At 49.1% G+C, this 12549-nt stretch carries 12 protein-coding genes and 1 tRNA gene; 8 read left to right on the forward strand and 5 right to left on the reverse strand.

Annotated features, from left to right (window positions below; genetic code table 11):
• Positions 1-8 precede the first annotated feature (8 nt).
• The 4 genes from JXQ78_RS05430 to JXQ78_RS05445 are packed head-to-tail and all read right to left on the reverse strand — an operon-like array spanning position 9 to position 2462.
• Positions 9-650, reverse strand: a complete 642-nt coding sequence (locus JXQ78_RS05430) for a 30S ribosomal protein S3ae (protein ID WP_330632462.1) — start codon at positions 648-650, stop codon at positions 9-11.
• Positions 643-876, reverse strand: coding sequence for a KEOPS complex subunit Pcc1 (locus tag JXQ78_RS05435; RefSeq protein ID WP_330632463.1), 234 nt, complete (start codon positions 874-876; stop codon positions 643-645). The genes JXQ78_RS05430 and JXQ78_RS05435 overlap by 8 nt, the downstream gene beginning before the upstream one ends.
• 1 nt (position 877) lies before the next feature.
• Positions 878-1981, reverse strand: coding sequence for a hypothetical protein (locus tag JXQ78_RS05440; RefSeq protein ID WP_330632464.1), 1104 nt, complete (start codon positions 1979-1981; stop codon positions 878-880).
• A 10-nt stretch (positions 1982-1991) separates the two neighbouring features.
• The gene (locus tag JXQ78_RS05445; protein WP_330632465.1) at positions 1992-2462 is read right to left on the reverse strand and encodes a 30S ribosomal protein S15; all 471 of its coding nucleotides are present in this window, start codon (positions 2460-2462) and stop codon (positions 1992-1994) included.
• A 223-nt stretch (positions 2463-2685) separates the two neighbouring features.
• On the opposite strand from JXQ78_RS05445, the gene JXQ78_RS05450 reads away from it, so the two are divergent.
• A tRNA-Ala gene (locus JXQ78_RS05450) sits at positions 2686-2757 on the forward strand.
• A 446-nt stretch (positions 2758-3203) separates the two neighbouring features.
• On the opposite strand, the gene JXQ78_RS05455 is transcribed toward JXQ78_RS05450, so the two are convergent.
• Complete coding sequence (locus JXQ78_RS05455) at positions 3204-4274, reverse strand: hypothetical protein (protein WP_330632466.1); 1071 nt, start codon at positions 4272-4274, stop codon at positions 3204-3206.
• A gap of 270 nt (positions 4275-4544) precedes the next feature.
• Between JXQ78_RS05455 and JXQ78_RS05460 the strand changes: the two genes are divergently transcribed.
• The 7 genes from JXQ78_RS05460 (at position 4545) to JXQ78_RS19180 (ending at position 12547) form a co-directional block, all read left to right on the forward strand.
• Positions 4545-5141 (forward strand): GMC oxidoreductase, encoded by a 597-nt coding sequence (locus JXQ78_RS05460; RefSeq protein ID WP_330632467.1) that lies wholly within the window; start codon positions 4545-4547, stop codon positions 5139-5141.
• 320 nt (positions 5142-5461) lie between these two features.
• Positions 5462-7582, forward strand: coding sequence for a hypothetical protein (locus JXQ78_RS05465; RefSeq protein ID WP_330632468.1), 2121 nt, complete (start codon positions 5462-5464; stop codon positions 7580-7582).
• Positions 7583-7635: 53 nt separating this feature from the next.
• On the forward strand, positions 7636-8907 hold the full coding sequence (locus JXQ78_RS05470; protein ID WP_330632469.1) for a DUF6498-containing protein: 1272 nt from the start codon (positions 7636-7638) through the stop codon (positions 8905-8907).
• A 627-nt stretch (positions 8908-9534) separates the two neighbouring features.
• The gene (locus JXQ78_RS05475; protein WP_330632470.1) at positions 9535-10230 is read left to right on the forward strand and encodes a hypothetical protein; all 696 of its coding nucleotides are present in this window, start codon (positions 9535-9537) and stop codon (positions 10228-10230) included.
• A gap of 645 nt (positions 10231-10875) precedes the next feature.
• The gene (locus JXQ78_RS05480) at positions 10876-11157 is read left to right on the forward strand and encodes a PadR family transcriptional regulator (RefSeq protein WP_330632471.1); all 282 of its coding nucleotides are present in this window, start codon (positions 10876-10878) and stop codon (positions 11155-11157) included.
• A gap of 427 nt (positions 11158-11584) precedes the next feature.
• Positions 11585-12316, forward strand: coding sequence for a helix-turn-helix domain-containing protein (locus tag JXQ78_RS05485; protein WP_330632472.1), 732 nt, complete (start codon positions 11585-11587; stop codon positions 12314-12316).
• Between the two features lie 84 nt (positions 12317-12400).
• Positions 12401-12547 (forward strand): DUF7563 family protein, encoded by a 147-nt coding sequence (locus JXQ78_RS19180; RefSeq protein WP_456237574.1) that lies wholly within the window; start codon positions 12401-12403, stop codon positions 12545-12547.
• Positions 12548-12549: the final 2 nt, after the last annotated feature.

Genomic DNA, 12549 nt, shown 5'->3' on the forward strand with positions numbered 1-12549 from the left:
TTCCGTCGTTAGCTGTCGAGTTCGACGTCGTCTTCTTCGAGACTGACCGAAGTCTCTTCTTCTTCTGCGATTTCGTCGGGATGTGCTTCGAGCGTCGTTTTCTGGACTTCGACGCGTCGGAGCGGGTAGATCGTCTTTGCTTCGTTATAGATACCGCCAGAGAGCCGCCCGTTGACGATACCGTCGACGAACTCCTCGAACGTTCGGTCAGCGGCAGCCTCTTCGACAATCTGGGTCATCTGATTCCGGATTGCTTTCTCCTGGCTCTGGTCTGCCTTTTTCGTGGTGTAGGCGACCGGCTGGACCTGCACCCGGTAGTTGTCCGCCGTCATCACGGTCACGAAGGCGTCGACCTTCGAGGAGCCACGGCGAACGAGGCTGCGAAGATAATCGCGCGTGAGTTCGTGTTTGATGAACTCAGTGTATGCGCTGTCGCTACCCACGTCGGTGATCTTGAACGTGAGCTTGGTGTTGTTCTCGCTGGCGTCGTTTTGCAACTCGCCAAGCGTCGATTCGATGGTTCGCCCGTCCAACTGCTCGGGCTCTCGTGCAACTGTTTCACCGAGTTCGGCCCGGTCGAACTGCTCCGGGGCGAACACTGTGTACCAGCGTTTCTCTCGTTTTCGTCGTGAAACTGATCGTTCACTCATGATTGGTAGGTTCGTTGTTCAGCAACTGTACTGCGACTGTGAGATTCGTGATGTAGTCGTCCACGGTCGTCCGGACTCCACTGGTGGTTGGCCGCTCGATCACGGTCGTTATCGTCCCTTCGTCCTCGACAGTTGTCATCTCGTCGGTGTTATCCGGAACGAGCGCCGCGGCGATGGTCGCTCCATCGTCGGCGTCAACCGTCGTCCTGACTGTAGCGCGGCGCATCTCAGATCGCCCCCGTAAACGCCGTCACAACCGGATCGGGGTCGGCAACGCCAACACGGGTATACCCGTTCGTTGTCGTCATCGGCGTTGCTGGCGTGGTTGATTCAAGCGCGTGGTCGAGCGACTCTGCAGGTGCGGTGCCATCCGTTCCCGTGACGACAATACTATCACCGCTAACTGCCAGGACGACCGGCTCTGGCGATTGAAACTCCCGAATGAGTCGAGCGACAGGTTCGAGCACCGCGTTCGATCCTGCCGGAAGCCGTGCAACCACACAGCCAGGGTGCCGTTCGAGTGCACAGTCATCGATTGCTCCATGAACGGTGGTGGCGTACGCTCGCCAGCACTCGAGTGCCTCTTGTGGCTCGCTGCGACCCAGTGCGAGCGCGAGTCCATCACCCGGTGCAACACGCGCCAGTCCGTCCAGTACATCGCCGTAGCCGGCGATCGTCGCGAACGGTCCAGCGGGGGCAACGAGCGGATGGAGCAGCCGCTCGATTCTGTGACTTGCACGCGTCTCCGGGTTCTCGAGAACGGACATCGACACCAGCGACGCAATCGTCGTTCGCGTGGCGTCGTCGAGGTCGTCTTCGACCGACCCGAGAAGTTCGGCGACCGCTTCGGTGTCGCCCGAAAACGGTGCGTGAATGAGCGTCGAGTGAGCGAGCCCATCGATCGGTCCGTTGGTTGGCACGCCAATGCCGGGTCGCCGGTCGAACGCCGTTTCGAGGCGTTCGACTGTTGGTTCGATGGCCCGTTCGCTGGCGCTCACGCCAGCCAGTCCAAGCGTTGTGATAGCCGGACCCAGCGGCTCATTCGAGAGTTCGTTCGCGATCGAAAGCGCCGTGCTGGCGATCGGTCGATCGGTGAGTGTAATATCCCCACCGCTCGTGCCGACCGTCACGGTCACGTCATCGAAGTCGTCAGAGACCGTAGCGAGCCGGTCGAGTCGCGCCTGAAACGGCTGATCAAGCGTCCGTGCGAGGACACCGATCGCTGCCAGTGCATCGCCATCGGGCGTCCCAATGAACCGAACAAACGGTGCATCTGAGAGCCGCTCGGCGTGCGTAGCAGGCGATCGATCAGCAGTGTCGGCGCTGGACATTGATGAGATCTCAGTAGGATTCGAGGAGTTCGCGCGCGGACTCGTAGGTGTAAGTGAACTCCGCGTCGAGTTCGTCGCCGCGGTAGTACTCAATGAGTCGGCGAACTTTCGACTCCGTGTTCTGGAGTGCGCGTTTGTTCTGGTGGTCGCCAGGGTTGGCGTCCATGTGTTCGTGTAGGCGCACCGCGCGTGAGAGCAAGTTCCGAAGATCTTCCGGGAACTCCTCGCGTGCGTCGTTTTCTTCGAGGATCGTGGTGACTTTCTTGTCGGTGGCGAGTTTGACATCCGGGATTGGAACACCCTGGACGCCCTCATCGCGCAGTTTGATCCCGATAACGCTCGGGTCGTGGCCCTGTTCTGCGAGTTCGACGACTCGCTCTTCGATGGCCTCGGCGTCTACATCACTCCACTCCGGTGGTTCGTCGGTCGCTGGGCGGTCCGAACCGGACGACCCGCGACGTCGTGTGTGCATTCGTGCCATATTTCTGATTGGAACCGCACGAATAGCGACGCTGCACAGCCCTCGCGAGTAGCGAGAAGCTGTTGCACTACCACACTCTCGAGCGACGGAAGCCCATCGCGTTGTCGGATGTGTGGCCGTGCCGTTCCCAGCGAAAAGAGAGGGGGTATGCTGAAAACGGTTTCTACTCCCCATGGCGACGGTTCGATGGGATTAAGTTACCCGGTGGGATAGAAAGGGGTGCGGGCTCGTAGATCAGGGGTAGATCACTCCCTTGGCATGGGAGAGGCCCCGGGTTCAAATCCCGGCGAGTCCAGTCGCATAATTATTGCTATGTGATTGACCGCACGGCGATGACTTCTACTTAAGTCTTTACCCTCGAATAGCGCTTGTTTTGTGTCCATGTTTTTCTCTAAGTCGTGAATCGTCACTTATTCCCACACCACCACGTATAGCAGGTCTATAGATTGAAACAAGAAAATAGATGGTAGAGATCTCCTAGACTTCGTGACGAATAGAAAGACCCAGATCTCAGAGTTATAATACTGCCAATTCGAATACGGAGTCCTGCAGGAACTACCCAAATTTCATCTTTTAACTTGTTACTATGGCTTTCTCCGTGAATCGTTCGTCATCAATACATTTGTCACCCCAAGAGTGGTGCACTTGTTGATATTAAATATGCAATACTATTTTCGAAAAGTACATAATACAAGAATGGATTGGTAATTATAATTCATCAATCGCCACTCCGGAATACCACTATGGAAGCTCAATTTCGCCCAATCCTTGAAGTTGATTCCCCCTCCTTTTACTAGGATTCCAATCATCCTTATGAGGTTCTGTAAATCGTAATAGCATATCCTTAAAACAGTTCTTTATTTCTGTTAGATACTCTCCTTCGGTGTCGTACTCCAATATTGTTATACCTCTATCTTCAGCCATTTTTGGTAACTCCGAGTGTCGCTCACTATCAAGATCATCAACAATCACAAAACACTCAACTTGACCGGAATAAGGACTAAAATATTCATCATAATCAAACATCTGTTCTAAGATTGCAGTATACTCAAATGGTTTTCCAACCAAGGAGTGTTTCCAATTATGTCTGTTCTCACCAGTTCGTGCAGCAAGTGTTCGTTTTGCTTCTACGTATATGGTAGCGGTCGGTGATAAATTTAACAATAGATCATATTCCCTATTCTCATTTGATTCCTCCCCAATAAAAAGATCGGCATTGGTGGTAACACAGCTTGTTACATTATCTGAAATATCATTCAAAACCTTTTCTTCAAATCGATTATCAATATCAGATTCAATTCGGACCGGCTCACAGATTGTTTTTGTAATGAAGCGAGCATATTCATTACCACTAACCAATCTATATTTCACATCATCTGTGGATGGACCATCAAATCCGAGTGGACCCATAAAGGTCTGTGGATCGGTTGAATTCAGCTTTTCTTCGAGTCTACTAATTTGTTCTAATACATTTTCTTTCGATATAGCGCACATAATATAATGATTTTCTACTTTTCTATCCGGGAATATAGATATATCGTCAGAATAATATATCCGTCGGAGATCTGGTGTCTTAGGTCGATAAGTAAGGCCAATATTATCCCTCAAGTAATCATCAAAATGGAGGGCCGTAGAATATCTATCATCAACTAGTTCCTCTACTTTGTCTGAGAGGGTTAATTTCCCAAATTTACTATATCCCATTTCCTTCAAACATGAATCAAAACCTCTATGATAGGTATCAAAGCTCATCATTGTCATATTACCCGTTTCCCAGGTGGCAGCTAAACCAAATGGTTCAATATAAGTCATAATAGATAATATTTTGAGCGATATATAATATATTGCGTATTTATACATTCCAGTAGATAATAAATTTATGATATAGAGGTTATAAATCCTCTGTGAGGACGGTAGTTCCAGTTTCATGATTCGATGTAACTCCATAGACGGGACAGATCCAGCATTAGGCGCAGCATGGCTCCAGTGCGGTCTCCTGAGCGCTAGCGAAGGAAATTGAAAATCCCAGCGAGTTCACTTATATTAAACCACCGTGAGCAGTTTCACACCACTAAACTGCTGTTGAAAGCCAAAGCCTCGGGCGATATCCCCTCACTCAACGACGGCATCGGAAAAGAGTGGGGTACCAATGGCGATGAATTGTTTTCGCGCACCGGCATTTCGGAATCGGCCGGATCCGTGCAGGGTGGGCCAGCAAATATTGCGGCGTACGATTTCGAAAATCCGATCAAACCGACCGGATTCATGCACTCGCCCACTTTCGCTGTCGGCGAATCGACGCAGCTCCAGATGGGCATGTGCATCCCCGATCAGACGAGCACGGCGACCTACAACCACCGAACCGATAGGATCGATTTCAACTGGTCACGGACGGCGAATAAACCGTCGCATAACGCGTTGCTCCACTCGATGAACAAGATGACGGATGCCAGTGGTGGAAGCGTCGTGGATTTGAGCGCAACCGGCACCTGGCATCCATTGGGTGGTGCCACAATGGGTGTGGCCTGCAGCTATTCCGGCGAAGGGTACGGCACACCAAACCTGTTCGTGGTAGATGGCGCACTGATTCCGGGCTCAGCCGGCGTGGCCAATCCCGCCCTGACTATAGGCGCTAACGCCGAGCGGATCATGGAGAGTGTAGTGTCACAACTGCGATAACCACTTTGCCTGAGACGTGAAGATGTATCTGTCGTGAGAAGGTCTCCGTTCGCACGAGATGTAACGTCTGGACACTTCTTGTGAAGAGTGCCGACAAAGAGAGAAAGGACCCAGACGAGCGTTTGCGTCTTGCGATGGTCCGACCAACGCAGTTGAACAACTGGTTGGCAAAACAGTCGAGTTCTGATAACATCCTCCAAATCCAGACTTTGCAGTCTGATCGCCCGTCGATGTGTGACTCATTTTCGTGGGAATTATACCCACTTACGTAAGGAATGTAAATTTTTATTGCCAGTGAAAAATCCATATTCTATTGTATTATGAAAGACAGTAAGAGGAATGTAAATGTGAATAGGCGGTCAGTACTGAAATCTATCGGGGCTTTTGGTGCATCCATTACGACCGCTTCGAGCCTTGGGCCACTTGCTGATATAGAGGTTGTTGGCACGGCGACAGCAACGGACACCGCCAATAATCGTACAATTACTATAGAATCGGCCAACACCGCCAGCTATGACTTCACCGTAACAGGACTTTTATCCATAAAAGATGCACCTGAAAAAGCAGTAAAGGATGGTGGCAAAGCACGTGGAACAGTACGTAATGGAGAGCACAGCTTCGAATTCACGGGCGAATTTACATCGTTCGAATTAAGAGGGGACGCAATCGTCCGCGTTGATGGAAGGAAGTTCGACCCAACAACATTCCCGCATAATAAACTTGAAATCATACCGAATGAACCAGTCTCGTTCGACATATCGTCGAGTGGAACTATCAGAGTTGACCATGGGATTGGCCAACGAAGGGGAGAAAATAGTATAACTGCATCTGGAAATAATTCCAAATCCGTAATATCGTATTCTGGAGAGTTGACGCACCTGGAGATAGACGGCGATGCCAGGATTATTAATAACGATGTTAATATTGAGTCTGACGTTTCATTGCCACTAACGAATCATGGGACGGCGACGATCAGTGCTCGAACCACTGATGAAATCCCATACACACTCACACTAAACCAGGATGCAACCGTCAAAACCAACAAAAGCCACATAGATACCATACAAGATGGAGTCATTGATGGAGTCGCTACGAAAAGAGAGACAAAATTAACATATGCCGGGCCATTTACGGCGCTTGAAATCCCATCCGTTGGACGCGTCAATCAACCGCTACAATCACAACGGGTCGAGTGCGTTGCCGAAAGCCAAGAAGGCACCCGCTTTATACTCAAATATTTGGACAAAAACGAGGGTGTGAAGAAAAACCACTCTATCAAAGTGCCAGATGGGGAACGAAAGATGGTGGACATTGGTGGCGATCTCACTGAAATTATCGTTTCACCGGTGGGCGAAAATTATGGTGGTGGAATTTCTGTTTCTCTTAACCCGCCGACGAATAAGAAAAGATTGGAAAAGTCAAAGCGACTGAAGATGGCGGCGGAAATACAACAGGCAGAGGAATTTGCAATCCTCAAAGAGATGGCATCCCAACACGGACGAGTCCGCCGTGATGCACAGGGATTATTCGGTATAACTACAGTTATAGATGGTGGGGAGACTCAGACCACAAGAAAAGTGATTGGCTTCAAACTGACGGAGCTCAAACGTGGGGATCGCGGACTACTCACTGTTGTAAAAGAGGATGGAACAGTTATAGACGGGTCAATCACCTACGAATACATCACCAATGACGGCTATACAAAACGTTTGGAAATCGACCAGTTAGATGACTCTCAGAGGATGAACGCACTGGCTGCACCAAGAGAGCACACCAAAATGGAATCAAACGAGTTTGTAAAAGAATATGAAGTCAATAAATCAACAGCGCCGCCAGCATACTCGAAATCAGTTACTGCCGCTACTATTACGTTTGATGTCGAGAGGTTCCGCAAACGGGCAGGACACCCCTCGACAAAAAACGAAATTGTTGCATATGGGTGGCTTCCAGACCTTCCTAGCATTGGTGATATTTGGAATTCAATTACCGACTTTGGAAACGATGTCGTCGGTGCAGTCAATGGAGTTTCGTGGAACGATCTCGAAAAGACTTCCAAAGGACTACTCATCACCTCCCATACTGCAAAATTCAAGATAGCCAAGCAATATTTAAAGGATGGGACGAAATTTCCAAAGGGATGGAACATTCGGCTAAAGGGTGTTAGTACACTCCCAACGCTAGCTAGTACAGAATTTGTGCAAGGCTTAGCAGGAAATGACGGAAATGTTGATTCCTGTTCTGGATGTGCAGCCCTTGCCCGGGTACTCTGGGATGTCGGTGTTTGTGGAATCGGTGGGAAGGCCGTCTGTGGGGCTATTGGACTTGGGAGTGGTGGCGTCGGTGCTGTCGGATGTGCTGTATTCGTTTCGACCCTCTGTAATATGGCCAATAATAGAGATAACGCGCACATGGTTTGTTCGAACACGGCAAACCTGTGCTAGTGATATAGATTCGAATCATACACAACTAATCGGGATGTAGTCCAAGGTAGGTAATGAGCTACCGCAATCGTTTGCGATCATTTGCGTTACGACACTCGGCGTTTGCACTTATCAGCATAAATTTATTACCTATAATCGGACTTTATTTCTGGAATTGGACGCCTGGGACATTGCAACTTTTATATTGGATGGAGATTGGTATAACTCTAATTTGGTCAGCCACCAAGCTATTATTTTCCGAACAACTCTATGAATCAAGCGAGACAAATCACGTTCTTCGGCAGGTGCTTGAATTCAGTGGGCTTAGAGAAAAAAGAGGGAATCTAACAGTTCGTCCTGAACTTCCGCCACTCTTTCCACGTAACATACCATCAGCGATCTATTTATTAATTACATCATTGCCAATTTGGGTTCTCATCACCTTGTCTTTGGAACCAGTCATAGTTCCGAATGAGATCCCAGTTATACGAATTATAACTATTATTTTCGCCGCCAGTATATTTTTATTATTTAAATATATTGTATTCAATGGAATTTATATATCTGAAAAGCAGTTTACTGACTGTTCTACACTTGCGATCCAGCAACAAGCGTGGGAGTTTCTTCTTATTATGGGCACAATAACGCTCCTCATATCAGTGGATCCCAATGCACCACCGTCAATTTTTGTTCTGTTCGTCATTGCAAAGACAGGATATGAACTACTTCGCCACCGTCCTCGTCGCATTCCTCGTACGGGTAATCCGTTCTCTCGTCGATTCGGCAAGAGTCCAACGCTGCGAGAACCAGAACAGCAGGAATCAGCAGAAAGCACACCAATCGATCAAATTTCACCATCGACCCGAGGCGTCTATATAGCTGCCATCTGGCACGCAATAAGGTCGGATCCAATGCGATATGGGTTCTATACGCTCCTTGGACCCGTATGGTTTCTCGCGATCGCTGGTAGTATCGAAACTGGAACACCAATATGGTTCTTAATTAAAGCAGCAGCGGGTATCACGATCGTTCTCCTGATCCTCTTTATCCCGGCAAAAATCGGTGAATATGTCCTACGGTACAGGCCAATGACCTACGAATTCCATGATGGGATGATAATTGGCTATGATACATGGTTGGATGAACAACAGTGGAGATGTACAACAGAAGCCGTAACCGATATTTCGATATCACAATCATATAGCGATAGATATTGTGACACACAGACTGTTACGATGAAAGTTGCAGAAGGCAAGCCTATCGAACTCCCACACCTACCCGTTGCCAATGAATGGTATACTCGATATCTCTCGAAACGGAACGACGATAACGTTGCTAACAATTAACTATAGAAATCCGTTTCCGATTGGCTAAAAAATCAGGGATACTTTTGACGCGTTCGTGGGATCCGTCAACAATTGATTCTCTTCCAACATCTACGTAATTATTACTCGTCAGTTATCGACATTACTCCCTCGAACTCCTGGGGTGCTATTGCCGTATCTCGAGCGGGTCGCTATTTTTTTGCGAATGAGATCGGGGTATACTGCTCAACAGCGGTGGAAGGAAAGCAGGTATGTGGTTTTCTGATGGTATAGACAGTATGAATACAGCCAAGCAACATACTATACATCATCTCAGAGTACTGATCAAACAATTAATTAGTCTTATAATTTTAAATGATAAAAATATTTGGAGAATATTGTGTAGAAAGTACATTCATTACTCACCTCTATAGATGAGCTAGCCCAAATATTTGAGTAGTATCGAGATGGAATATCTACGAAGTAGTCAAGTATATTATTTGAATTTATTTTGTTGAAACGGCACTATCAGGGATCAGTGAACAGAATCTATTCACAGTGAGTCCGCTTCTAGCGAATCTTCCATCTATTTGTAAATGTATATTAATTTAGATCGAAATCACCATAGGAAAATTTAATACCATCCCGATGATCACGTTGGTAAAATAGATGTACAAATCAGAACGTTACAAATTCGGTACACTTACGCTCGAGCCGACCGCACAGCCTGAATTGGCCACGATTCACCAGGCACTGGACCAATTCGAAGCTGCCGCGCCCAACGACAACCGGAAATACGACCCAGACAGTGAACGAATCACCGATCTCATACACAACTCCAACCACGGCGAATACGCCTACTGCCACTTCATCTATCACGCGAGCGCACGCGAAGCTGATATTCCTTCGGATGAAAAGAGCGAAGCCGACAATGCACGCACGTGGACGATCCGTTCCAGAATATTTTACTTCAAAAACGGCCAGTTCGCAATACAATCGACCGATGGACTGGCCAAACACTGGCTCCCAGCACTGTTCGAGCGCATCTCAAACGGAGCTATAGGCGCTGATTACCGATTTTATCCCGGAGGAAATGATTCGTGTGATAACGATAAACAAATCAACGCACAGATAGCAGACGCAACCACCCACTGTGACGACGCAAATCCAGCGGATCTTATCGACGCAACAGCCAGCGAGATCGAATCGATTTCCGAACAGCACGACAGTCCACCGCAACAGTCACCGCTTCCTACCGGCGGCGTCATGACAGCGTGGCCTGAACCGAACGATGATCTCTCGACGACCGATCGTGCAGAACGGATCTTCGATCGACTCAAACCATATCTGGAAACGCATCAGTGAAATTCCAACGACCTCACTGCTATTGCCGATCACAGCCCCAACCCGGACCCGCCACTGCCTACCTGGATGCCACCGAAGTACCGCTCGAATCCACCATTCATTTATCTCAAAATTAGTAAAATATTTTGGACATGGTGATATTTACTCGTTTCAGTATATGTAGATCTCCGTATTGGTTACGAGCACGGATTATATAAAAAGGATGGGAATAACCTTGCGTAGGCCCATTCCCTGGATTGGTCATCTGGACGATTTGGAAGCTGCTCTCGGTCCAGAACCTCTCACACACTCCCATGGTTATCAGCACTCAATTGCCGTGCGGGCACACAGCGCGTGTCAGATCGTTCTCCGTCGATTTTGTAGATTACCAGAACGGAGATGATCTCTCAGTTGGTGGCGGTGGTCCGTCGCCACCTTTGATTCTGATTTTGGCCATTCAAAATTTACACACCCTTCGTGCCATCAGTGTTTGCGAGATAGTCGATTTATGGACGATAATTTTTCTGATATAATTCGTGGTAACAGTCGGGATGGATCCGACGAACGGCGACGAAACGGTAGTAAATCAGTCAATCTCGGATAGTTGGCCAGTCGTCCGTATTCCCCAACGATAGACTTATTTGTGAACGGATACAACCTCGATTCATGCACGATCTAACTGGCTTTCAGCGTGATCTGCTGTACGTGATCGCTGGACGAGACGAGCCACACGGATTGGCGATTAAAGATGAACTGGAAGATTACTACGAAAAAGAGATCCACCATGGTCGGTTGTATCCCAATCTCGACACCCTCGTCGATAAAGGACTCGTCGAGAAAGGACAACTCGACCGACGGACAAACTACTACGAAGTTACCCGTCGCGGGCAGCGAGAAATCGAAGCCCGTAACAAGTGGGAAGCGCAGTACCTCGAAGACGACGAATAACCGATTCGTGCACGGCCTCCCTTGAGAGGGGGGAGGATTTTTAATCGACTGACACTCGTGAGCCACCTGGCCTGAGTGCTGGGTGGACAATCGTCAGGATTTTCCTCGATTAGCACAGCAATTGGTGTACGCTACGGGCACCTGCTGTGTTGATAGCAGGACCATTGCCAAGCAATTACAACCATACTGTTGTAATGTTCATGTCACTCACTGCGATATGGAGCAAATATTGCCGACCCCCGTACAACCGCCTGAGACGGGAGTTGAGTGCCGTCACTCAAATTTTTCAAGCGAGCGAACAGGAGTTGAGCCCTCACCAACCAACAGGTGAGAATTTATTTCTTACAGATTGTTTCAACTCTAACCACAATATTGTCCAATTTTTGGTAGCAAAATATATGGGTGCAAGGTTCGACTACAAATTACCATGGCAACCCATGTAACGTGTCATCTCCCCACCGACGAGTTCGCCCTATCGGAAACCCTGGGCAGCGTTTCGGATCTTACACTGACATGCGAACGGATCGTGGGGCTTGGTGAGAAAGCCGCGACACCGTTGTTACGCTTTCGTGGACCCGATCTGTCGACGATTGAGTCGGCACTGTCGGATGATCCGACTGTCGATGGCTTCGAAATGTTGACACGGACACCGAACGAAGCGCTCTGTCACATCCAGTGGAACAACCGGGTCTGTCTGCTGGTTCGTATGCTCACTACGACCGAAGGGGTAGTGCTGTCTGGTGCTGCGACCCCGCGTCGCTGGACGTTTCGACTGTTGTTTCCGTCGCGCGATGCCCTGTCGCAACTGGATGAGTTCTGTACGACCCACAATCTCTCGCTCGACGTGACAACGGTCGAAACATGGGACGGTAACGGGCCAGACCCACTGGGACTCACCGCCGACCAGTATGAGGCGCTGGTGACCGCCTTCCAGTACGGATATTTCAAGGTCCCTCGTGAGATCGTCCTCGACGAGCTCGCCGTGGAGATGGACATCTCACATCAGGCACTCTCCGAACGACTCAGGCGTGGACACGATACTCTGATCGAACGCGTGTTACATCCAGAGGCACCCGAAATAGAAGACTCGGGCGTCCGCACGGACAGTGAGACCGCCTCGGGAGAACTCTCACAACTCTCGTCGGTGAATCTTGATTGAATCCAGCGATAGAAGTGTTCACATGGTGGATGGTTGCACCCTGCAAGCACTACGGCTATAGCAGATGCTGCATATTTCAGGTCCATGCCACAGTGCCAGAACTGTGAATCGTTCGTGTCGAGACAGTACGCACGGGTATTCACGCCAGATGAGGTCAATCAACCCCGCGTGTGCCCGAACTGCGAAGACAAAGTTCGCGATGGAAATAGTGTTCGGGAGGTGCACAACTAATC

The sequence above is a fragment of the Halocatena halophila genome (genome assembly GCA_027563145.1).
GTDB classification, from domain to species: domain Archaea; phylum Halobacteriota; class Halobacteria; order Halobacteriales; family Haloarculaceae; genus Halocatena; species Halocatena halophila.